Genomic DNA, 20,802 nt, shown 5'->3' with positions numbered 1-20,802 from the left:
TCAGCGGCTGGCGCGTTTCCAGAAGAACCGCGCCAGCCACGCATCCACGCTCAACTTGCCTGCCCCTGCAAACACCAGCGGCACCAGCGCAGCCAAATAAATCGCCGGCAGCTTGAAGTTGCCGAACCCTTTGTTGGTGATCGCGTAGCCCTGGGCCAGTTCACTCAGCGAAGACCAGTCCGCCGGCCAGTGCACGGCAGCGGTGGCAACGACGGTCACGACAATCAGCGAAATCGCCGAAATCCGCGTGCCGAATCCGATCAGGATCGCCAGCGCGCAGATCAGCTCGGCCCACATCGACAGCTCCCAGTTCAGCGTGGCGGGCAAGTGGTCGAAGGGAAACGGGAACCGCTCCTGAATGTCTTCGAACCAGTTCTGGCCGTTGAATTTCTCCAGTCCCGATTCGAAAAATTCCCAGGCGATGAACAGGCGCAAGGTCAGCGGCGCGAGCCATTGGCCGGCACGGTCGAGGTTCACATGCAGGCCTTTGACGGCCGACGAGAGAGCTGTGGTCATGGGAAGGCTCCATTCATTCGAAAGAAAACGGGGCACCAACGTGCCCCGTGAAAAGGGTTACTCGCCGGCGCCGCACTTGCCTTCGCCGCATTTGCCTTCCGAGGTTTTTTCCGCCGAGTCGGCCTTGGCCTGGGTCTGGCTGTAACCGTGATCCAGTTGCTTGACGCTGAACGCTTCAGAAGCCGAAGCCGCGTTGGACAGGGCCAGGCCACCGGCAAGCAGCAGGCCGAGAGTCAAGGAGGTTTTCGAGCGCTTGGTCATGTTGAATCTCCGATGCGATAGGTGAGTTCAAAGGCTTGATCGGGGCTGCCGATCGACAGGTTCATTTGAACGCCGGGCTGTATCGCTGATGTGTCGCGAAGGGCCGGATTTGTGCGCGGGATGTGTCGGGCGTCGGGCCGTACACACTGAGATACAGAGCGCCGGTGTGATTCGATTGCCGGGCGCAGCGTCTAGCCACGGTGTCCCCACAATCCCATGGGGCGAGACTTCGAGACCCGGCATGCAAGCGCTGTTGAACGAGATCCTTGACGCTGTCCGGCCCCTGATCGGGCAGGGCAAGGTGGCTGACTACATTCCCGCCCTCGGCACCGTGCCGGCCAATCAACTGGGCATCGCCGTGTATGGCAACGACGGCGAGATGTATTGCGCCGGCGACGCCGAGACGCCGTTCTCGGTGCAGAGTATTTCCAAGGTGTTCAGCCTGGTGCAGGCCATCGAACATTCCGGCGAGGCGATCTGGGAACGCCTGGGCCACGAGCCGTCCGGCCAGCCGTTCAACTCGCTGGTGCAGCTGGAGTTCGAACGCGGCCGTCCGCGCAATCCGTTCATCAATGCCGGGGCGCTGGTGATCTGCGACATCAACCAGTCGCGCTTTGCGGCGCCGGCATTGTCGATGCGCGATTTCGTGCGACGGTTGTCGGGCAACCCGCAGGTGATGGTCGACGGCAAGGTCGCCGATTCCGAATACCAGCACCGCGCACGCAACGCTGCGATGGCGTACCTGATGCAATCCTTCGGCAATTTCCACAACGACGTGGAAGCGGTGCTGCGCAGCTACTTCAGCCACTGCGCGTTGCGCATGAACTGCATCGATCTTGCCCGGGCGTTCTGTTTTCTGGCCAACGACGGTTTCTGCAAGCACAGCGGCGAGCAGATACTTACTCGCCGCCAGACCCAGCAAGTCAACTCGATCATGGCTACCAGCGGCCTGTACGACGAGGCGGGCAACTTCGCCTATCGCGTCGGTCTGCCGGGCAAGAGCGGCGTCGGTGGCGGCATCGTTGCGGTGGTGCCGGGGCAGTTCACGGTGTGCGTGTGGTCGCCGGAACTGAACACGGCGGGCAACTCGCTGGCGGGGATGGCGGCGCTGGAAATGCTCAGTTCGCGGATCGGCTGGTCGGTGTTCTGAGGCCGTGTTGCTTTGAGGGAGGCCAACCTATACATTTTCCGGCCGCCCTCAATATGGTGAATCCGCTCCATGTCTCTCGCGCTCGAACGTCTCGTCGCTGGCACGCCTATCCCTTTCGCCGGTAACCGCGTCACCGTGGTCAGCCCCGAACTGGCCGAGCGTTTCCGACCCGGCGACCACCTTTTGGTGGAGCAGGTGAGCGGCGAGCTGTTGCTGATTCCGGTGGTGGATCAGCAGGCCGCATCAGTGGCGATCGAGCGTGCAGCGGCGGCGTTTACCGCGTTGTCCGCTGTGCCGGATGAGGCCATCAGCCGCTTCTTCGATCTGTTCGCGCAACGCCTGGAAAACCCGGACGCTTGGGCCCTGATCGAAACCGCCAACCTCGCCGACATCGAACGAGCCAAGGCTCGCGGTCGTTCCACTACCCGGTTGCTCGCCGACGAGCGCATGCGCCGCGACATGATCGCCGGCCTGCGCGCCTGGCGTGATGCGCCGGCCACCCGTGGCAAAGTGATCAGCAGCGTCGAGCATGACGGCTGGAAGGTCGAGCAGGTGGTGTCGCCGCTGGGTATCGTCGCATTCGTGTTCGAAGGCCGGCCAAACGTCTTCGCCGACGCCGCCGGTGTATTGCGCACCGGCAACACCGCCGTGCTGCGCATTGGCAGCGACGCGCTGGGCACCGCGCAAGCCATCGTCACTCACGCCCTGAACCCGGCGTTGGCCGATGCCGGTCTGCCGGCGGGCGCGGTGTCGCTGGTGGAGAGCGTCAATCACGCCGCCGGTTGGGCGATGTTCGCCGACCGGCGTCTGTCGCTGGCGGTGGCACGGGGTTCTGGGCGTGCGGTCAGTCAGTTGGGCAGCATCGCCCAGCAGGCCGGCACCGCTGTCAGCCTGCACGGCACCGGTGGCGCGTGGCTGATTGCCGATCGCGATGCCGACGCCAAGCGCTTTGCTGCCGTGGTGCGCAACTCGCTGGATCGCAAGGTCTGCAACACGCTGAACGTCTGCCTGATCCAGCGCGAGCGAGCGACCGAACTGGTGCCGCTGTTCCTCGATGCCTTGCAGCAGGCCGGTACGGCGCGCGGTCAGGGCTGCAAATTGCACATCGTCGAAGGCAGCGAAAGCTATCTGCCGAGTGACTGGCAGAACGCGACCGTCGAGGTCTATCGCGCCGAGGGTTACCAGACCGAAGCCCTGGCCGAACCCTTGCCGGAAGCGCAATTGGGCCGCGAGTGGGAATGGGAAGAAACCCCGGAAACCAGTCTGATGATCGTCGACGATCTGGATCAGGCCATCGCGCTGTTCAACCGCTACAGCCCGCAGTTCACGGTGTCGCTGATCAGCGAAGACGCGGCGGTTCAGGAGCGTTTCTACAGCGCGGTCAACGCGCCGTTCGTGGGCAACGGCATTACCCGTTGGGTCGATGGCCAGTACGCGCTGAACAAGCCGGAACTGGGGCTTTCGAACTGGGAAAGCGGCCGCCTGTTTGCCCGCAGCGCGATCCTCTCCGGCGACGGCGTGTTCACTGTCCGCAGCCGCATGACGCAGATCGATCTGGGCGTGAAACGCTGAACAGAACAACGCCGCGCCCGTCGCAATGACGGGCGCGGCGTTGTGTTTTCAAGCAGCATCGACTGCCTGACCGTACACCGCGCACGTCGACGGTTGCTCGGCCAGCGAGACAAAGGTGCGGCGGTCGGCACTCAGCGCGTCGATCGAGCCGGTCTCGATGTCGTACACCCAGCCATGCAGATTCAGCAGGCCTTTCTCCTGGGCCAGGCGCACGCTCGGGTGAGTCTGGATGTTCGCCAGTTGCGCGATCACGTTTTCCCGCACCATCGAACTCAGCTTCGCTGCGTCATTGGCGTGCGGCCGCGATTCGTTGACCACTTTCGCCGACTCGGCGTGTTGCAGCCAGCCGCTGACGGCGGGCAGGTGATCCATGCATTTGCACTGGGCGATGGCGGTCATCGCGCCGCAATCGGAGTGGCCGCAGATCACGATGTCGGTCACGCCGAGCACGGCTACCGCGTATTCCACCGTCGCTGAAACCCCGCCCGGATGCGGGCTGTAGGACGGCACGATATTGCCGGCGTTGCGGATCACGAACAGCTCGCCGGGTTCTTGCTGGGTCAGCAGTTCCGGGACGACGCGGCTGTCGGAGCAGGTGATGAACAAGGTGCCCGGGGTTTGGGTAGTCGCCAGGTGTTTGAACAGTTCGGTGCGTTGTGGAAACGCCTCGTTCTGGAACTTCAGGAAGCCTTCGATCAGGTTTTTCATGGTGTGTCCTCTCAGTTCGAACAGCCGGAGCCGAATTCGCTGTATTGAAGAATGTGTTTTGCGCCGTGGCTGTCGAGGTAAGTCATCTCGACCGGCACTACGCCGCAGACGTCGGCAACCGGGGTGATGCTCACGACTTCAGCGATATCCAGAGACATGCCGTAGCGATAGGCGACGGCCTCTTCATCAGCCTGGGCCTGGGCGGCAAGGCCGGCGAGCAGGGCCAGGGTCAACAGAATTTTTTGCATGGGGCAGCCTCCAGACAGATGGGGTGACGACTTGGCAATTCAGGTTTTGGAGGGACCCGTACGCGGGGTGCGGGCCCGGGATGGATCAGAACGGACGCAGCGGGAGGAACTTGCCGTCCAGGGTGACCACGGCGCGGGAACCGCCTTCAGGGTCTTCGACTTTCTTGATGTCGAGTTTGAAGTTGATCGCGCTGATGATGCCGTCGCCGAACTGCTCGTGAACCAGTGCTTTCAGCGTGGTGCCGTAGATCTGGATCATCTCGTGGAAGCGGTAGATGGTCGGGTCGGTCGGCACACCGTCGAGGCTGCCGCGCAGCGGGATGATCTGCAGGGCGGCGACGTCTTCGGCACTCAGCTCAAGCTTGTCGCCGACCACTTCGGCAGCGGCTTTCGGCAGTGGATGCTGGCCGAGGAGGGCGGCGGTGACGTAAGCCAGGCTCAGGCCGGTGCCGTCGGCCAGATCCTGCCACGACAGGTTTTTCTGAGCCTTGGCATCCAGGGCGCGGGTGGTCAGGGCGATGCGGCTGTCGTTGTAGGCTTGGGATTGCATGGTGCTTCTCCTTTCGGGGTTGGCTTGCTGTGTGGGATTCATCTTCTGCCGATTGATCAATAGCGTCCAAGACCGATATACAATGCAAAGCATAAGCACTGCCTATAGATGGAGCGTCCCATGCTGCTGCGACATTTGCGATACCTGCTGGCCGTGGCCGATCACGGCGGCTTCACCCGGGCGGCCGAGGCGCTGCACGTTTCGCAGCCGACCCTGTCGCAACAGATTCGCCAACTGGAAGAAAGCCTCGGTGTGGATCTGTTCGACCGCACCTCGCGCTCGGTCAAACCCACTGACGCCGGTCAGGCCTATATCGAATGCGCGCGACGGGTGCTGGTGGAACTGGAGGCGGGCAAGCGCGCATTGCATGACGTGAAGGATCTGTCCCGAGGCTCGTTGCGGTTGGCCATGACGCCGACGTTCATGGCGTACCTGGTCGGGCCGTTGGTGCGCGACTACGTGGCGCGGTATCCGGGGATTCACCTGGAGATTTTCGAGTTGTCGATGGATGACATCGAGGCCGGGCTGGCGGATGACTCGCTGGATATTGCGATTGCCTTCACGCCGGTGCGCAATCCGGACATTGAGTGCATTCCCGCGTTTGTCGAGACGTTGGGGGTGATGGTCGGGCGTGAACATCCGCTGTATGACAGTGCTTCTGTGCTGACCCCGGATGACATTGCGCAGCTGGATTTTGCCTTGCTGGCGCCTGACTTCTTCACGCGTTTGTCGATCGATGAGTACTTCCGCCACAACGGCATCACGCCCAAGGTGCAGATCGAGGTGAATTCGGTGAGTACGTTGCTGGAAGTGATCCGGCATGCGCCGATTGCGACCATGTTGCCGGAGGCGATTGCGACCGAGGACCGGGCATTGCGTCGGTTGCGTGTCGAGAGCGAGGCGCCGCAGCGGGGAGCGGCGTTGTTGCGGCGCCAGAATAACTATCACAGTGCGGCATCGGTGGCGTTCATGGAGATGGTGCTGCAAACCCGTTCATGAGCATTGTTTGCGAGCAATAAAAAAGGGCCTGCTCCTTATCGGAAGCAGGCCCTTTTGTTTATTGAAGTCAGAACTTAGTAGAACCGATCAATCACCCGAACTTCGTTGTTGTTCTGCATAGAGTCCCACGCCTGTTTCAGCGTTTGCAGAACATTACCGATGAAGTCCTTGTCAGCCGCGGCTTTCTTGCCGACATAGCCGTGGCCGCGGCGGTACATCTTCAGGCGGGCCAGCAGGTTCTGGTTGTTCCGGTCGAACTCTTCTTCACCAGCATGGGGCGACAGGCAGTCGATATGGACCTGACCCGACTTGCTGATCCACAGAATATGGCTGTCGTGGCTGTCTTTTTGCGCAGCGAACATACGAGCCAGTTCTTCGATAGTAGGTTGATTGTTCAGATTCATGATATTGCCCCTTGACCAGTCTGGTGATCTTTCAAAGTTGATTCGCTAATACAGGTAGCCCATCGGTTAGTTGATCCCTGGCACCGAAACCAGGACGTCAGCGGTCGCCCGTGTGAAGTACGGGGTCATGCGTCTGTTGCATGTAGTCGTGTTGAATAACTGCTACGCAATAGCGTCACAACGAGGAGAAGCAGCGAAAACCGGGAGGCTCCTTGACGACGTTTCCAGGGTCGACCACAAGCGTCTTGAGAATTTTCGCCAGCGCTTCTCGTCCTTGTACTGGACGTTCAGGCCAGGTCAGCTTCTTCAATCTGCCTTGTGGGCAGCGTGTATCCGGAAAAAACAGCTCGGCGGTCAGACGAGCTTGCTCAAGCGTGTTGCCAGTGCTCCCGATCGGGGAGACGTCTGCATCATGCAAAAGCCAAACGACGCCGTCAACGGTTTTGTAGTGATTATTTTTGGTCACTACATATTGTCGGACAAAGTCATTCTGGAATGAAAAAAGCGGCGTTCAGGCAGCGGGAGAAAGGCTGCGCAGGCAGTAAAACGTGCAGGGATAGCCGTCCACTGTTTTGGTCTGGCGGGTAAAGTCGCCGCCGCTCAGCTCGGGGATGAGCCGGGCCCAGAACCGCTGTGCAGGCAGGTTGGCGTCGACATGGAAAATCTGCCATCGACCGGGCAGGTGGCTCAAGAGGGCAGAGGCGACAAACTGCGCGACGCCTTGGCCACGCCAGCGCCGGCTGACGAAGAAGTAGCCGATGTTGTAGTCGGCGTCTTCGATGAGGAGGTGGTCATCCACGGTCACGAATCCCGCCAGTTCTCCGTCGACGTGGATCAGGAATGGCCGCGTCGCCGGCTGGCGCCAGTAATCGTCTTTCAACTGGATCGGGAAGAACCCATGCCCGCCGAGCTTCAGCGGCAGCCACTCGCTGAAGTCATAGGTGTAGAACTGCATCAGGTTTTCGAGGGTGTCCAGTTCGTCGCGCCGGGCGACGCGCAATTCGATGACAGACATGCCGCTGCCTCCTGACCATCACTGCAGAAACAGTAGCGTGCAGCGGGCTATTTGGCTGCCGGTTTCGCCGAGCGTTTGCTGGTTCCGGTGGTTTTGCGCCGGGTGGTCTTGCGTTTGTTCTTCCATGGTGCAGCGGCCTTGCCGGCGGGCGGCGGGCCGCTGATGGTAAGGCTCAGTCCGGCGCAACGGGTTACTTGCTTGCTCATCCACGCCGCCTGTTTGGTGACGAACTCTTCAAGACTCATCTCGCCACTCTGCACCATGTCCAGCGCTTGCTCCCAGATCGCCGTGGTGCCGGGGTCGGCAATCGCGCGCGGCACGGCGTCGATCAGGCTGAAGGCGGCAGGAGTGGCGGACAGGGCCTTGCCGTTTTTCACCAGATAACCGCGATCCAGCAACCCTTGAATGATCGAGGCGCGGGTGGCTTCGGTGCCGATGCCGGTGGTGTCCTTAAGTTTCTGCTTCAGCAGCGGATCTTCCACCAGTTTGGCGACGTTCTTCATCGCCTTGATCAGGTCGCCTTCGGTGTAGGGCTTGGGCGGCTGCGTCCACAGGTCCTTGAGTTTCACGTCCGCCACGGCGTACTCGGCGCCTTCGGTCAGCGTGGGCAAAGTCTGTGGCGCGGGGACTTCACGGCCCTTGGCCGGGGTAAGCGCTTCGGGTAACGCGCGTTTCCAGCCCGGTTCGATGATCTGCTTGCCAACCGCGCGCAAGGCTTCTCCGGCGCAATCGAAATCGGCCTGGGTGCGGTCGTATTCGTGATTGGGCAGGAACTGCGCCAGATACCGCGCGCGAATCAGCGTGTAGACCGCGCGGTGCTTGCCGGTCAGGCGTTCGAGATTTTTCGCGGCAGCGGTCGGGATGATGCCGTGGTGAGCGCTGACCTTGGCGTCGTTCCAGGCGCGGGAGCGGCGCTGTGGCTCCAGATGCTCGCGCAGCGCTTCGAGGCTCGGGTCGGCCTGACGCAGCGCTGCAAGAATCCCCGGCGCCTCGCTGTGCTGGCTCACGGGCAGGTAGCCGCAATCGCTGCGCGGGTAGGTGATGACCTTGTAGGTTTCGTAAAGGGCCTGGGCGATGTCGAGGGTTTCCTGTGCACCGAGGCCGAGTTTCTTCGAGCAGACTTCCTGCAAGGTGCCCAGATCGAAGGGCAGAGGCGCCACTTCGCGCATGCGTTCGGTGCGCAGCTTGATCACCCGGGCGCTGGCAGCGCTGCTGATTGCGGCGGCCGCTTGCTGGGCGAGGGCCTGATTGAGGCAGCGGTCCTGATCGTCACAGGCATCGTTTGGCGCACGCCATTGCGCCGTGAACGGCGTGCCGTTGTGCAGCAGTTGCACATCGATGGCCCAGTACGCGACCGGCACGAAATCGGCGATGCTGCGGTCGCGATCAACCACTAGCCGCAACGTCGGCGTCTGCACGCGGCCCACCGGCAGCACGCCTTGATAGCCGGATTGCCGGCCAAGCAGGGTGAACAGCCGACTCATGTTCATCCCGATCAGCCAGTCCGCCCGCGAGCGCCCCAGTGCCGAGTGATACAGGCTGAAGGTTTCGGCGCCCGGCTTGAGCGCCGCCAACGCCTTGCGAATCGAGGCTTCGTCCAGCGCCGACAGCCACAAACGGCGGATCGGCCCGCGATAGCGACAGTGCTCGACCAGCTCCCGGGCGATCATCTCGCCCTCGCGGTCGGCGTCGGTGGCGATGATCAGTTCGCTGGCCTCGCCGAGCAGACGCTTGACCGCCTTGTACTGGCTGGCAGTACGCGGCTTGACGGTCATTTTCCATTTGTCCGGGATGATTGGCAGGTCGGCCAGTACCCAGCGCTTGTATTTGGCGTCGTAGGCGTCCGGCGGGGCGGTTTCCAGCAAGTGGCCGATGCACCAGGTCACCGTGACATCCGTTCCCAGCCAGCAGCCGTCGCCCCGACGCTTTGCGCCGAGTACAGCCGCAATGTCCTTGGCCTGGGAGGGTTTTTCACAGAGGTACAGCCGCATAACCACCGTCGTCGATCATTGCCCGAAGAGGCGCACAGGATGGCCTGACTCGGGCGAACGGGCAACTTTTATCTGTATGGATATACAGATAAAAGGATTGCCGGTCATGACAGCCCGCGTCGGGGCAATCCGGGACGCTATCGAGAAATTGATTAGCGCCCCCGTTGGCGGCTGTGGCAGGTTCAATCTGCCTAACAGGGCGAGTGACAGGACGATCTCGCCAGAAGATCGCCGTTTTTCTGTCTGATACCGACTCTTCAGAAACAAGGACGTACACCATGTCTCAACCTTCCTCCCAGGCCAGCAGCGCCTTCACCGCCGTCGACACCTTCAGCCACCTGTACGATCGCGGCACCGGGACCGTCAACGGCAAGCCGTCGTTCACCGCCGACCAGGCCGCCGACGAAATCCTGCGCAAGGGCATGTCGTGGCAGGACAAGAATGCCGACGGCAAGATTGATCTGACCTACACGTTCCTGACCGACAAACCGTCGAACTACAACCCCAAACTCGGCAACTTCAGCGAGTTCAGCGCCCAGCAGAAAGCCCAGGCCGTGCTGGCGATGCAATCGTGGTCGGACGTGGCCAACGTCACCTTCACCGAAGGCAAGGGTGGCGACGGTCACATGACCTTCGGCAACTACGACGTCAGCACCGGCGGCGCAGCGTTCGCCTACCTGCCACAGGGCAGCAGCTACGACGGCCAATCGTGGTACCTGATCAACGATCAATACCAGGTCAACAAGACCCCGGACACCAACAACTACGGGCGTCAGACCCTGACCCACGAAATCGGCCACACCCTTGGCCTGTCGCACCCGGGCGCCTACAACGCCGGCAATGGCAACCCGACCTACGGTGACGCCAAGTACGCTGAAGACACCCGTGGCTACAGCCTGATGAGCTACTGGAGCGAGGCCAACACCGACCAGAACTTCAGCAAGGACGGCAGCGGCGCCTACGCCTCGGCACCGTTGATGGACGACATCGTCGCGGTGCAGAAACTCTACGGTGCCAACTACCAAACCCGTGCCGACAACACCGTGTACGGCTTCAACTCCAACGCCGATCGCGACTTCTACAGCGCCACCTCGAACACCTCCAAAGTGGTGTTCTCGGTGTGGGATGGCGGTGGCAATGACACGCTGGATTTCTCCGGCTTCAGCCAGAACCAGAAGATCAACCTCAACGAAGGTTCGTTCTCCGATGTCGGCGGTCTGGTGGGCAACGTGTCCATCGCTCACGGCGTGACCGTGGAAAACGCCATTGGCGGTTCGGGCAATGACCTGCTGATCGGCAACGCAGCGGCCAACGACCTGATTGGTGGCGCGGGCAACGACATCATTTACGGCGGTGGCGGCGGTGATTCGCTGTGGGGCGGTGAAGGCGCGGACACCTTCGTGTTCGGCGCGGCCAGCGACTCGACCATGACCGCGCCGGACTGGATCATGGATTTCACCAGCGGCCTGGACAAGATCGACCTGTCAGGCATCGCCGGGTTCGCCACCGGCGCAGCCACGCTGAACTTCGTCAGCGGCTTCACCGGGCACGCGGGCGACGCAATCCTCACGTACTTCGAACAGACCAACCAGACCAGCCTGATGATCGACCTCACAGGCCAGGGTTCGGTGGATTTCGCCGTGGGTGTGGTGGGGCAGGCCGTGGCGACCGATATCGTCGCCTGATCTGAAAACGGAAATCTGAAACGAAAAAACCGCAGTCCTTCGCAGGCTGCGGTTTTTTTGTTTTTGGACATCGCTCTACGACAGTGAAATCCGTTACTGCTCGGTCTCGAGGATCGACGTGGCGTGGGCATTACGTACTCTGGCAAACCACCAGAGAGCCGCCACGCCCAGCAGCGTCGCCAGCACGGCCAGAATCAGAATCACACGTTGCGTCCCCAATGGCGCGGCGAGCAGTGCGACCAGCAGACCGGCCAGCGGTTGCGACAAGTTGTTGAGCAGGGTGATCACGCCCACGGTCTTGCCGAAGTCCTGAGGGGGAATGACTCGCTGGCGAATGCTGCGCATGTAAACGTTGAACATCTTGTCGAAACCGACGATCAGCAGGAAACCCAGCACATAACCCGCGAGGTTCGGGCTCAGGGCGCTGATGAAGGCGCCGGCGGCGAGCATCGAATAGGCAACGCCACCCAGTACGCGCAACGGCAATACCACCCGGGCGAGGAAAAACAGAATCACGATGGTGGTCACCGCGCCAGCCGCTTGCAGCACGGCGTAGTCGTCCTTGCCGGCGCTGTATTGACCGAGCACCATGGCCGCCGAAGTGGCCAGGGTGACCCCGACAATCAGGTTGACCCCGACCGCCAGGGTGATGATCTTTTTCAGCTCCGCCAGTTCGCGGATATGCCTGAGCGCGATGCGCAGAGGCTGCAGCCAGATATCCTGATGCTGCTCGAACACCTCAAGGGTGATGCGGCTCAAGCGTTGCCACACCAACATGCTGAGGTCGGCCAGCAGGAACAGCCCAGCCACCCACAGCACCACCCAGTGCCAGGCCGAAACTTCGAGCAGTAACGCCGCCACCAAGGGTCCCAAAACCAGTCCGGTCTGGTCGGCTATCTGCGAGTAGGAAAGGGTTTTGGTGTAGCTGTAGTGCTGGAAAATATGCGGCATCAGCACTTCGCGGGCCATGATGCCCTGAGTAGTCAGAACGCCGCACAGCGCTGACAGCACCACCAGCCATGCGATACCGCCGAATACGGCATAAAGCCCTACTGCCAACACGCAGAGCAGCGCCCGGTAGACCTGACTGATGTGCAGGATTCTGATGGGCGAGAACTTGTCGCACAGGGCCCCGCACAGCGGAAACGCGAGAAAGCGCGGCAGCGACTCGACGAAGAATGCGAGCCCCGCCCAGGACGCGCTGTTGGTGGTCTGGAATACCACCAACGGCACGATGAACAACAGGATCTGATCCGCCAGCCGCGACAGGAACAGCGAGATGAAAAAAGCCAGGTAATCCTTACGCATGATGACTCCTGTCGGTGGGCGTTTTTTGGCCGTTTTGCGCGTGATATGAAACCAGAAACCGCCGCCCTCGCAAGCGGCGGTCATATCTGATCGAAGAAAAGCCGTTCGGCTGCGAACCCGACGAGATTCCCCTGCATGGGTTATACCTGAACCGGTGCCTTCGCCGCAGTCAGGAGAAACCGATGAAAAGTTCCGGTCCCAGTCCCGTCATCACCGTCGCCGAGCAGCCTGGCTGCCTGCTGGTAAAATTCCACGGCATACAGGTCGCCGCCTCGGCCCGAGCCCTGGTGCTGCTCGAAGCCAATTACCCGCCGGTCTACTACATCCCGCGCGAGGATATCGACGAGAAATACTTCGCCCGCACCGACCACACCACCTACTGCCCGTACAAGGGCGATGCCAACTATTTCAGTCTGCAAGTGCCGGGGCATGAAGGGGCGAATGCGGTGTGGACGTACGAAAATCCGAAGATTTCGGTGAGCCAGATCAAGGACTACGTGGCGTTTTATCCCGATCAGGTGAAGTTTGAATTGCTGGAGGCGGAGGTCTGAAATTCCGCAGGGTGGCGAGGGCATTGCGCCCCCCGCCACTCGTTTATCAATCAGTTTTTGTCCAGATCGATATTCTTCGTCTCACGCAGACAGATCATTCCCACCACCAGGCTCACCCCGGTAATCAGCACCGGGTACCACAGCCCGTAGAAAATATCCCCGGTGTACACCACCAGCGCAAACGACACGGTTGGCAGGAAGCCGCCGAACCAGCCGTTGCCAATGTGATACGGCAGGGACATCGAGGTGTAGCGGATGCGGGTGGGGAACAGTTCGACCATCAGCGCGGCGAGCGGGCCGTAGCACATGGCGGAGATGATGATCAGGGCGACGATCAGGGCTACGATCATCGGTTTGTTGATTTGCTGCATGTCGGCCTGTTGCGGGTAGCCGGCGAGTGTGATGGCGCCGCGCAGTGCTGCCTCGTCGAAACCGTCGAGTTTCACATCGCCGACGCTTACTTGCACCGCGCTGCCCGCCGGGGCGGCGACGCTGGAGTAGGGCAGGCCTTGCTTGACCAGGAAGGTCTTGACCTTGTCGCACGGGCTGTCGAATTTGGCCTTGCCCACCGGATCGAACTGGAAGGTGCAGGTCGCCGGGTCTGCGACAACGGTGATCGGCGCCTGTTGGCTGGCGTGGTCGATGGCCGGGTTGGCGTAGTGGGCCAGGGATTTGAAGATCGGGAAGTACAGCGCAGTGGCCAGCAACAGGCCGAGCATCAGCACCGGTTTGCGTCCGACCTTGTCCGACAGCCAGCCGAAAATGATGAAGAACGGTGCACCGATCACCACGCTGATGATCAGCAGACTGTTGGCCACTGCCGGGTCCATTTTCAGGAACTGGGTGAGGAAGAACAGCACGTAGAACTGCGCGGCGTAGAAGGTCACCGCTTGCCCGGCGTTGATGCTGAACAGGGCGATCAGCACGACTTTGAGGTTTTCCCATTTACCGAAAGATTCGCGGATCGGCGCCTTGCTGGTCTTGCCTTCCTCTTTCATTTTCAGATAGGCCGGCGACTCATGCAGGCTCAGGCGAATCCAGGTGGAAATGCCCAGCAGCACGATCGACAGCAGGAACGGAATGCGCCAGCCCCAGACTTCGAACTGATCGCCGGTGAAGTAGCGGCAACCGAGCACCACCAGCAGTGACAGCAGCAAACCGAGGGTCGCGGTGGATTGAATCCAGCTGGTGTGGAAACCGCGCTTGCCGATCGGCGCGTGTTCCGCCACGTAAGTCGCGGCGCCGCCGTATTCGCCGCCGAGGGCCAGGCCCTGAAGCATCCGCAGCACCACCAGAATGATCGGCGCGGCGATGCCGATGCTGGCGTAAGTCGGCAGCAGGCCCACGGCGAATGTCGCCACACCCATCAGGATGATGGTCGCGAGGAAGGTGTATTTGCGCCCGATCATGTCCCCCAACCGACCGAACACCAGCGCCCCGAACGGCCGCACGATGAAGCCTGCGGCGAACGCCATCAGCGCGAAGATGAACGCCGTGGTGTCGTTGACCCCGGCGAAAAACTGTTTGCTGATGACCGCCGCCAGGGCGCCGTAGAGAAAGAAGTCATACCACTCGAACACCGTCCCCAGGGACGAGGCGAAGATGACCTTTCGGGTATCGGGGCTGGCGTCCGTGCTGCGCACGGCGTCCAGAGGCTGAACGTGTTCTGACATATCGGTATCCCTCACAGTGATTGTTTTTGTTGTTTCCACTGTCGGCGCCGGCCTTGTGGGCGTGCGCCGCTGTTCCTTTGGTCAAGAGAGTGCGGTCAGTGCTTTTTCTTCGGCGGGAAAACTCCGGGCGGTTGGGTTGAGAATCAGCTGTGCCGCTTTTTCAGCAATCATCAGCGTAGGCGAACAAGTGTTGCCCGAGGTAATGCGCGGCATGATCGACGCATCGGCAATTCGCAGGCCCGGCACGCCGTGCACTCGCAATTGCGCATCGACCACCGCGTCCGCGTCGTTACCCATGCGACAGGTGCCGACCGGGTGGAAAATCGTCGTGCCGATCTTCGCCGCCGCTTCGTGCAGTTGTTCTTCGGTCTGCAGGCTGGCGCCGGGCAGGTACTCCACCGGATTGAAGGCTTGCAGGGCGGGGGCGCTGACGATGCGCCGGGTCAGGCGAATCGCATCGGCGGCCACGCGCAGGTCTTCGGGATGGCTGAGGTAGTTGGGTTGAATAAGCGGGGCTTCTTGCGGATCGGCTGAGCGAATCTCGACCCGCCCCCGGCTCTGCGGCCGCAAATCACACACCGATGCGGTGAACGCGGGGAAGCTGTGCAGCGGCTCGCCAAAACGCTCCAGCGACAGCGGCTGCACGTGGTATTCGAGGTTGGCCGAGGCCTGTTCGGGCCCCGAGCGGGCAAACGCGCCCAGCTGACTCGGCGCCATCGACAACGGCCCGCTGCGGTCATACAGATAACGCAGGCCCATGCCCATCTTGCCCCACACGCTGCCGGCAATCTGGTTGAGGGTGCGGGCGTTTTCCAGTTTGTAGATCAGCCGCAGTTGCAGGTGATCCTGCAGGTTGCCGCCGACGCCCGGCAGCTCATGCACGACGCCGATGCCGAGCTTTTCCAGCAGCGGACGCGGGCCGATTCCGGAGCGTTGCAGAATGCTCGGCGAGCCCACGGAGCCGGCGCACAACACGATCTCCTTGCGCGCCTTGAAGCTCTTTTGTTGACCCTGCCAACGGGCGCTGACCTTCGAGGCACGGCCGTCTTCGAACAGAACGCGATCCACTTCGACTTCGGTCAATACCGTTAGATTGGCCCGATCGCGAATCGGCTTCAGAAACGCCTTCGCCGCATTCCAGCGCACCCCGGCCTTCTGATTGACCTGAAAGTAGCCGCAACCCTCATTGTCGCCCTGGTTGAAGTCATCGATGCTGGCAATGCCGCTTTGCTCGGCAGCGCTGCGGAACGCATCGAGAATCGGCCACGACAGACGCTGGCGTTCGACTCGCCACTCACCTTTGTCGCCATGAAAGTCCGCCGCGCCGGCGAAGTGGTTTTCGCTCTGTTTGAACAGCGGCAGCACGTCATTCCAGGCCCAGCCCGGATTGCCCTCGGCAGCCCAGCCGTCGTAATCGTTGGCCTGGCCGCGCATGTAGATCATGCCGTTGATCGACGAACAGCCGCCCAGCACCTTGCCGCGCGGATAACTCAGCGCGCGGCCATTGAGGCCCGGTTGCTCTTCGGTCTTGAAGCACCAGTCGGTGCGCGGGTTGCCGATGCAGAACAGATAACCCACGGGGATGTGAATCCACGGATAGTTGTCGCGCCCGCCGGCTTCCAGCAACAGCACGCGCTGCTGTGGATCGGCCGACAGCCGATTGGCCAGCAAACACCCGGCCGGCCCGGCGCCGACCACGATGTAGTCGAATTCATCGAGGGAAGTCTGCATTCCCTGACCTCGCTTATTGTTTTTGTTGTCGGTCATCCTAGTTGTTAGCTTTCGTCAAAAGAATGTTAGTTTTTGCGCAGCCGCTGTGCGTTTTCAAACAGCGCTCCCTGACGATAGCCGACAAGGACAAGCCATGTTCGACTGGAACGACCTGCGGTTCTTTCTTGAGTTGCAGCGCAGCGGCCGCTTGCTCACCGCCGCCCGCCGCCTGAACACCACGCACGCCACCGTCGCCCGGCATATCGAGGCCATCGAAAAAAGCCTCGGCACCGCGCTGTTCGTGCAGCACGCCCAAGGCTACGAAATGACCCCGGCGGGGGAGGCGCTGCTCAAACACGCCGAAGCCATGGAAAACGTTGCGCTGCTGGCTCAGGAAGAAATCACCCAGTCCACCGCGCCGCTGGGCAAGATCCGCGTTGGCGTGACGGAAGGGCTGGGCATCATGTTTCTCGCCAGTCGCATGATCGGGCTTTTCGAGCGTTATCCAGGGCTTGAGGTGGAACTGGTGGCGGTGCCGCGCTTCGTCAGCATCCTCAACCGCGAGGCGGAAATCAGCATTCACCTGGAACGGCCGGCGGCGGACATGCTGGTCACCCGCAAACTCACTGATTACCGGCTCGCGCTCTATGCCAGCCGCGCCTATCTCGACAACGCGCCGCCGCTGCGCAGTCGCGAGGATCTCGGGCGGCACGCGTGGATCGGTTATGTCGATGATCTGCTGTTCAGTCAGGAGCTGATGTTTCTCAACAGCTTCTGCCGCAATCCACGGGTGGTGTTTCACAGCACCAGCGTGATTGCCCAACAACAGGCGGCGCGCTCGGGGCTGGGGATTGCGGTGCTGCCTTGTTACATGGCGGCTTCGGATCCGGATCTGGTGGCGTTGTTGCCGGATGAGAGTATCGAGCGCAGTTACTGGATCAGCACGCGGCGGGAGTTGCACAAGTCGGTGCGGTTGCGGGTGGTTTGGGATTACGTCGTGGGTTTGTGTGAAGGCGAGCGCGAGTTGTTGATGGGGCAGTAACGGACGGCTGTTTCATGCAACTAAAACGCCCGGCAAAAGGTCATTCGATTTGCGGAGGTTGAGTCATCTCGCAGAACCTCGACAATGAAGACGTTACCCGTGGCCACTCACCTCGATCGCCGCAATAACCTGTCCCTCGACAGCCTGAATTTCTTTCTCGCCGATGTGCGTGACGGGCTCGGTCCCTATCTGGCGATTTACCTGTTGGCGGTTCACCACTGGGAGCCGGCGAGCATTGGTCTGGTCATGACGATTGCCGGGATCGCCGCGCTTATCACGCAGACCCCGGCAGGCGCGCTGGTCGACAGCACACGCTTCAAACGGGCGCTGATCGCGATTGCTGCGCTGGTGGTCACCGGAAGCTGTCTGCTGCTGCCGTTTGTGACGTCGTTCAGCCTGGTGGCCCTGACACAAGCCGTCAGCGCTGTCGCCGCTTCAATCTTCGCCCCGGCCATTTGCGCGATCACCCTTGGCATTACCGGGCCTCGCGCGTTTACGCGAAGAACCGGGCGCAATGAAACCTTCAACCACGCCGGCAACGCTTGCGCTGCGTTGCTGGCCGGTTTGTCCGCGTACCTGTTCGGCCCGGTCGCGGTGTTTTATTTGATGGCGGTCATGGCGTTGGCCAGTGTGATTGCCGTTTCCTTTGTATCGGCCGACGCCATCGACCACGATCTCGCCCGAGGTCTGGAGCCCAGCGAAACGGGGCAGGGCAAGCAGCCTTCGGGCTTTTCCGTGTTGCTCACCAACCGACCGTTGCTGATGTTTGCGATTTGCTGCGCGCTGTTTCATCTGGCGAACGCGGCGATGTTGCCGCTGGTGAGTCAGAAACTGGCGCAGGCCAATCTGCAGATGGCCACGCCGCTCACGTCTGCCTGCATCGTCGCGGCGCAACTGGTGATGGTCCCGGTTGCACTGCTGGTGGGGGCGAAGGCCGATCTGTGGGGACGCAAGCCGTTGTTGCTGGCAGGGTTCCTGATCCTGCCATTGCGTGGCGTGTTGTATGTGCTGTCGAACGATCCGTGGTGGCTGGTTTCGGTGCAGTTGCTCGATGGCATCGGCGCGGGGATTTTCGGCGCGCTGTTTCCGGTGGTGGTGAAAGACCTGACGCTGGGCACCGGGCATTTCAATATCAGCCTTGGGGCGATTTCGACGGTGTTTGGTCTAGGGGCTGCGCTGAGCAACAGCCTTGCGGGGATTGTGGTTCAGGAGGCGGGATACAGCGCTGCGTTCCTGACCTTGGCGGGGGTAGCGATGGCGGCGCTGGTGCTGCTTTGGGTGGCGGTGCCGGAGACGGTGTCGCGCTCCAATACCGAATCAAAGGCATTGCACAGCAAGGCGCCACCAATGGTTGCGCCATGACTCAACGGTCGCAAGACTTGTTCAACCGGCGGGAATCGACAGTGTCGCCCTCAAACCGCCCTCGACCCGGTTTTCCAGTGTGACTCGCCCGCCCAGACGGGTCGCGATGGTATGGACGATGGTCAGCCCCAGCCCCGCACCTTGGGGATTGCCCCGGCTGTAGAACCGTTCGAACAACCGCGCTCGATCCGCTTCATCGATTCCCGGCCCCTGATCTTCAACGCTCAAATGGTAGAAGCCGTCGGCCTGGGTCAATTGCACGCCGATCACGCCCTGTTCGGGAGAGAAACTGGCAGCGTTGGTGATCAGGTTGTTCAGGGCGATGTCGATGGCGGCAGCATCGGTGAGGGCATTGAAGGAGGGGGCGCTGACGTCGAAGGCCAGTTCCAGATGTTTGCTCAACAGCCACGGCGTCAGTTGCACCAGACTGTTGCGTACGGTTTCACCGAGATCGATGCGTTTGTTGGCAGGCGCCTTGGCCTCTGGTTCGAGGCGGGCCATGGTCAGCAACTGATTGACCAGGCGGCTGGTGCGATCCACCCCGGCGATCAAAAACTCGAGTGACTCGCGCCGCTCCTGTTCAGTGCCGGCCTCCAGCAGGTTTTGCGCATGGACACGCAGTACCGCCAATGGCGTGCGCATTTCGTGGGCGGCGTCGGCGATGAAGCGCCGTTCACGGCCCAGCACTTCCTGGATCTGCGCGAGCATGCGGTTGAGCGCGGCCTGCATCGGTTCCAGTTCGCTGGGCAGGGGTGTCAATTGCAGCGGTTCGAGGGAGCCGCTGTGGCGGGCGCGCAGGGTCGCCGCCATGTTGGCCAAAGGCTTGAGCCCCCAGCCGATGGCCAGCCAGATCATCGCCGCAAGAATCAGGCTGCCGATCACGTTCGGCCACAGGGTGTGCCGGACGATCCGGTCAACCAGGTCCGCTCGCACGTCACCGCGTTCACCCACCCAGATGCGCAAACCGTTCTGTCGGTCTTCCAGGACAAACGCCCGCCAGTGGCGCTTGTTCAAATCCACCACATCACTGAAGCCTGGCTGGATCGGCGGCGTGCTGAAGGAGGGCGCGCTGGCGGTATGCACCAGGACCTCGCCCTTGGCATTCCAGACCTGAAAGGCGAGCTTTCTTTCGTAGGGATGGCCGTCACCCTTGGGCACGGCTTCAGCCAGGGCCGAGTTGAACCCCCGATAAAGATCCGCGTGCTCCTGCCCCGGCAACGGCATGCGCATCACGCCTTGCAGCAACCGTGCGTTCTGCGCCAGTTGCGCGTCGTAGACTTCGGCGATTTCGTGGTTGCTGTCGTGCAGATTGAACAGGCTGAGCACGGTCAGACCGGCGAGCATCAGGCCGATGATCAGGGTCAGGGTGCGGCGCCGGATCGAGGTCATCGGCGCTCCTCCACCAGATAACCCACGCCACGGATGGTGCGGATCAGGTCGGTGGAGAATTTCTTGCGCAGGTGATGAATATGCACTTCGAGAGTGTTGCTTTCGGCTTCTTCGTTCCAGCCGTAAAGCAGTTGTGTGAGGTGGTCGCGGGTCATGACCCGACCCGGCGGCGAGAGCAGTTCGTGCAACAACTGATATTCCTTGGGTGTGAGCACCACCGGCTGCCCCAGGTAGCTGACTTGCTGGGTGCCGGGGTTGAGGCTGATGCCGGCATGTTCGATCAGCATCTGCGCGCGTCCGGCACTGCGTCGCAGCAGGGCGCGCAGGCGGGCCTTGAGCTCGGCCAGGTCGAAGGGTTTGATCAGGTAGTCATCGGCGCCGGCGTCCAGCCCCGCGATGCGGTCTTCGGTGGCATCACGGGCGGTGAGGATCAGCACCGGCAGGTTCGAACCGCTGCCACGCAGACGACGCAGGACTTCGAGCCCGTCCATGCGCGGCAGGCCGAGATCGAGCACCGCCAGATCAAAGGTTTCGCTGAGCAGGGCGTGCAGGGCGCTGCTGCCGTCCTTGAGCCAGTCGACGGTGTAACCCTCGCGCCCCAGCGCCTGATGAATGCCCTCGCCGAGGGCCACGTCATCCTCGATCAGTAATAAACGCACACGGACTCC

Annotated in this window: 21 protein-coding genes; 8 read left to right on the top strand and 13 right to left on the bottom strand. The window is 61.7% G+C overall.

Annotated elements, in window-relative coordinates:
• A complete protein-coding gene (locus tag AC0R79_RS18790) occupies nt 1–516 on the bottom strand; it encodes an HvfX family Cu-binding RiPP maturation protein (RefSeq protein ID WP_236195080.1) in 516 nt (171 codons plus the stop codon).
• A 57-nt stretch (nt 517–573) separates the two neighbouring features.
• On the bottom strand, nt 574–777 hold the full coding sequence (locus AC0R79_RS18785; RefSeq protein ID WP_039767107.1) for an HvfA family oxazolone/thioamide-modified RiPP metallophore: 204 nt from the start codon (nt 775–777) through the stop codon (nt 574–576).
• A 241-nt stretch (nt 778–1,018) separates the two neighbouring features.
• Between AC0R79_RS18785 and glsB the strand changes: the two genes are divergently transcribed.
• Both glsB and AC0R79_RS18775 read left to right on the top strand, forming a co-directional pair.
• Entirely contained in the window at nt 1,019–1,927 is a 909-nt protein-coding gene (gene glsB, locus AC0R79_RS18780) for a glutaminase B (RefSeq protein ID WP_011334745.1), read from the top strand.
• 69 nt (nt 1,928–1,996) lie between these two features.
• On the top strand, nt 1,997–3,499 hold the full coding sequence (locus AC0R79_RS18775) for an aldehyde dehydrogenase family protein (RefSeq protein ID WP_127798500.1): 1,503 nt from the start codon (nt 1,997–1,999) through the stop codon (nt 3,497–3,499).
• Between the two features lie 48 nt (nt 3,500–3,547).
• On the opposite strand, the gene AC0R79_RS18770 is transcribed toward AC0R79_RS18775, so the two are convergent.
• The 3 genes from AC0R79_RS18770 to cynS form a co-directional block, all read right to left on the bottom strand.
• Complete coding sequence (locus AC0R79_RS18770) at nt 3,548–4,207, bottom strand: carbonic anhydrase (RefSeq protein WP_007950573.1); 660 nt, start codon at nt 4,205–4,207, stop codon at nt 3,548–3,550.
• 11 nt (nt 4,208–4,218) lie between these two features.
• Entirely contained in the window at nt 4,219–4,455 is a 237-nt protein-coding gene (locus AC0R79_RS18765; RefSeq protein ID WP_007950572.1) for a DUF2790 domain-containing protein, read from the bottom strand.
• Nucleotides 4,456–4,540: 85 nt separating this feature from the next.
• Nucleotides 4,541–5,005, bottom strand: a complete 465-nt coding sequence (gene cynS / locus AC0R79_RS18760) for a cyanase (RefSeq protein ID WP_011334741.1) — start codon at nt 5,003–5,005, stop codon at nt 4,541–4,543.
• Nucleotides 5,006–5,125: 120 nt separating this feature from the next.
• Here cynS and cynR point away from each other — a divergent pair, with 120 nt between their 5' ends.
• Nucleotides 5,126–6,004: a transcriptional regulator CynR gene (cynR, locus tag AC0R79_RS18755; protein ID WP_474731201.1), complete on the top strand. Its 879-nt coding sequence runs from the start codon at nt 5,126–5,128 to the stop codon at nt 6,002–6,004.
• Between the two features lie 74 nt (nt 6,005–6,078).
• On the opposite strand, the gene AC0R79_RS18750 is transcribed toward cynR, so the two are convergent.
• The gene (locus AC0R79_RS18750) at nt 6,079–6,408 is read right to left on the bottom strand and encodes a hypothetical protein (protein ID WP_007950569.1); all 330 of its coding nucleotides are present in this window, start codon (nt 6,406–6,408) and stop codon (nt 6,079–6,081) included.
• A gap of 127 nt (nt 6,409–6,535) precedes the next feature.
• On the opposite strand from AC0R79_RS18750, the gene AC0R79_RS18745 reads away from it, so the two are divergent.
• Nucleotides 6,536–6,907, top strand: coding sequence for a hypothetical protein (locus AC0R79_RS18745; protein ID WP_474731199.1), 372 nt, complete (start codon nt 6,536–6,538; stop codon nt 6,905–6,907).
• Nucleotides 6,908–6,919: 12 nt separating this feature from the next.
• Here AC0R79_RS18745 and AC0R79_RS18740 read toward each other — a convergent pair whose 3' ends face one another.
• Together AC0R79_RS18740 and AC0R79_RS18735 are read right to left on the bottom strand one after the other, a co-directional pair.
• Nucleotides 6,920–7,423, bottom strand: coding sequence for a GNAT family N-acetyltransferase (locus AC0R79_RS18740; protein ID WP_474731197.1), 504 nt, complete (start codon nt 7,421–7,423; stop codon nt 6,920–6,922).
• A gap of 47 nt (nt 7,424–7,470) precedes the next feature.
• Nucleotides 7,471–9,414: a DNA topoisomerase III gene (locus tag AC0R79_RS18735; protein ID WP_375747372.1), complete on the bottom strand. Its 1,944-nt coding sequence runs from the start codon at nt 9,412–9,414 to the stop codon at nt 7,471–7,473.
• A gap of 278 nt (nt 9,415–9,692) precedes the next feature.
• On the opposite strand from AC0R79_RS18735, the gene AC0R79_RS18730 reads away from it, so the two are divergent.
• Nucleotides 9,693–11,099: a serralysin family metalloprotease gene (locus AC0R79_RS18730; RefSeq protein WP_375747371.1), complete on the top strand. Its 1,407-nt coding sequence runs from the start codon at nt 9,693–9,695 to the stop codon at nt 11,097–11,099.
• A 93-nt stretch (nt 11,100–11,192) separates the two neighbouring features.
• On the opposite strand, the gene AC0R79_RS18725 is transcribed toward AC0R79_RS18730, so the two are convergent.
• A complete protein-coding gene (locus tag AC0R79_RS18725; protein WP_375747370.1) occupies nt 11,193–12,407 on the bottom strand; it encodes an MFS transporter in 1,215 nt (404 codons plus the stop codon).
• Nucleotides 12,408–12,589: 182 nt separating this feature from the next.
• Here AC0R79_RS18725 and AC0R79_RS18720 point away from each other — a divergent pair, with 182 nt between their 5' ends.
• Nucleotides 12,590–12,958, top strand: coding sequence for a DUF427 domain-containing protein (locus AC0R79_RS18720; protein WP_414882838.1), 369 nt, complete (start codon nt 12,590–12,592; stop codon nt 12,956–12,958).
• A 50-nt stretch (nt 12,959–13,008) separates the two neighbouring features.
• Here the strand turns inward: AC0R79_RS18720 and AC0R79_RS18715 are convergent, their stop codons facing one another.
• Nucleotides 13,009–14,631 (bottom strand): MFS transporter, encoded by a 1,623-nt coding sequence (locus AC0R79_RS18715; protein WP_474731194.1) that lies wholly within the window; start codon nt 14,629–14,631, stop codon nt 13,009–13,011.
• A gap of 81 nt (nt 14,632–14,712) precedes the next feature.
• Nucleotides 14,713–16,362: a GMC family oxidoreductase gene (locus AC0R79_RS18710; protein ID WP_474731192.1), complete on the bottom strand. Its 1,650-nt coding sequence runs from the start codon at nt 16,360–16,362 to the stop codon at nt 14,713–14,715.
• Nucleotides 16,363–16,495: 133 nt separating this feature from the next.
• Between AC0R79_RS18710 and AC0R79_RS18705 the strand changes: the two genes are divergently transcribed.
• Both AC0R79_RS18705 and AC0R79_RS18700 read left to right on the top strand, forming a co-directional pair.
• Entirely contained in the window at nt 16,496–17,383 is an 888-nt protein-coding gene (locus AC0R79_RS18705) for a LysR family transcriptional regulator (protein ID WP_039767081.1), read from the top strand.
• A 99-nt stretch (nt 17,384–17,482) separates the two neighbouring features.
• On the top strand, nt 17,483–18,745 hold the full coding sequence (locus AC0R79_RS18700) for an MFS transporter (protein WP_474735146.1): 1,263 nt from the start codon (nt 17,483–17,485) through the stop codon (nt 18,743–18,745).
• Between the two features lie 21 nt (nt 18,746–18,766).
• On the opposite strand, the gene AC0R79_RS18695 is transcribed toward AC0R79_RS18700, so the two are convergent.
• Both AC0R79_RS18695 and AC0R79_RS18690 read right to left on the bottom strand, forming a co-directional pair.
• Nucleotides 18,767–20,134 (bottom strand): sensor histidine kinase, encoded by a 1,368-nt coding sequence (locus AC0R79_RS18695; RefSeq protein WP_474731190.1) that lies wholly within the window; start codon nt 20,132–20,134, stop codon nt 18,767–18,769.
• Nucleotides 20,131–20,793 carry a response regulator gene (locus AC0R79_RS18690; protein WP_064379489.1) on the bottom strand — a complete coding sequence of 221 codons (663 nt, stop codon included), beginning with the start codon at nt 20,791–20,793 and terminating at the stop codon, nt 20,131–20,133. The genes AC0R79_RS18695 and AC0R79_RS18690 overlap by 4 nt, the downstream gene beginning before the upstream one ends.
• Between the last annotated feature and the right edge of the window lie 9 nt (nt 20,794–20,802).

This window comes from Pseudomonas sp. HD57-3 (assembly GCF_056113135.1).
The sequence above is the reverse complement of the archived record's forward strand: the minus strand, read 5'-3'. Positions and strand labels throughout refer to the sequence as shown.

What these genes read in the sequence shown, in the direction of transcription:
- AC0R79_RS18790 (WP_236195080.1), bottom strand. Translation starts at nt 516, where the DNA reads ATGACCACAGCTCTCTCGTCGGCCGTCAAAGGCCTGCATGTGAACCTC.
- AC0R79_RS18785 (WP_039767107.1), bottom strand. Translation starts at nt 777, where the DNA reads ATGACCAAGCGCTCGAAAACCTCCTTGACTCTCGGCCTGCTGCTTGCC.
- glsB (WP_011334745.1), top strand. Translation starts at nt 1,019, where the DNA reads ATGCAAGCGCTGTTGAACGAGATCCTTGACGCTGTCCGGCCCCTGATC.
- AC0R79_RS18775 (WP_127798500.1), top strand. Translation starts at nt 1,997, where the DNA reads ATGTCTCTCGCGCTCGAACGTCTCGTCGCTGGCACGCCTATCCCTTTC.
- AC0R79_RS18770 (WP_007950573.1), bottom strand. Translation starts at nt 4,207, where the DNA reads ATGAAAAACCTGATCGAAGGCTTCCTGAAGTTCCAGAACGAGGCGTTT.
- AC0R79_RS18765 (WP_007950572.1), bottom strand. Translation starts at nt 4,455, where the DNA reads ATGCAAAAAATTCTGTTGACCCTGGCCCTGCTCGCCGGCCTTGCCGCC.
- cynS (WP_011334741.1), bottom strand. Translation starts at nt 5,005, where the DNA reads ATGCAATCCCAAGCCTACAACGACAGCCGCATCGCCCTGACCACCCGC.
- cynR (WP_474731201.1), top strand. Translation starts at nt 5,126, where the DNA reads ATGCTGCTGCGACATTTGCGATACCTGCTGGCCGTGGCCGATCACGGC.
- AC0R79_RS18750 (WP_007950569.1), bottom strand. Translation starts at nt 6,408, where the DNA reads ATGAATCTGAACAATCAACCTACTATCGAAGAACTGGCTCGTATGTTC.
- AC0R79_RS18745 (WP_474731199.1), top strand. Translation starts at nt 6,536, where the DNA reads ATGCGTCTGTTGCATGTAGTCGTGTTGAATAACTGCTACGCAATAGCG.
- AC0R79_RS18740 (WP_474731197.1), bottom strand. Translation starts at nt 7,423, where the DNA reads ATGTCTGTCATCGAATTGCGCGTCGCCCGGCGCGACGAACTGGACACC.
- AC0R79_RS18735 (WP_375747372.1), bottom strand. Translation starts at nt 9,414, where the DNA reads ATGCGGCTGTACCTCTGTGAAAAACCCTCCCAGGCCAAGGACATTGCG.
- AC0R79_RS18730 (WP_375747371.1), top strand. Translation starts at nt 9,693, where the DNA reads ATGTCTCAACCTTCCTCCCAGGCCAGCAGCGCCTTCACCGCCGTCGAC.
- AC0R79_RS18725 (WP_375747370.1), bottom strand. Translation starts at nt 12,407, where the DNA reads ATGCGTAAGGATTACCTGGCTTTTTTCATCTCGCTGTTCCTGTCGCGG.
- AC0R79_RS18720 (WP_414882838.1), top strand. Translation starts at nt 12,590, where the DNA reads ATGAAAAGTTCCGGTCCCAGTCCCGTCATCACCGTCGCCGAGCAGCCT.
- AC0R79_RS18715 (WP_474731194.1), bottom strand. Translation starts at nt 14,631, where the DNA reads ATGTCAGAACACGTTCAGCCTCTGGACGCCGTGCGCAGCACGGACGCC.
- AC0R79_RS18710 (WP_474731192.1), bottom strand. Translation starts at nt 16,362, where the DNA reads ATGCAGACTTCCCTCGATGAATTCGACTACATCGTGGTCGGCGCCGGG.
- AC0R79_RS18705 (WP_039767081.1), top strand. Translation starts at nt 16,496, where the DNA reads ATGTTCGACTGGAACGACCTGCGGTTCTTTCTTGAGTTGCAGCGCAGC.
- AC0R79_RS18695 (WP_474731190.1), bottom strand. Translation starts at nt 20,134, where the DNA reads ATGACCTCGATCCGGCGCCGCACCCTGACCCTGATCATCGGCCTGATG.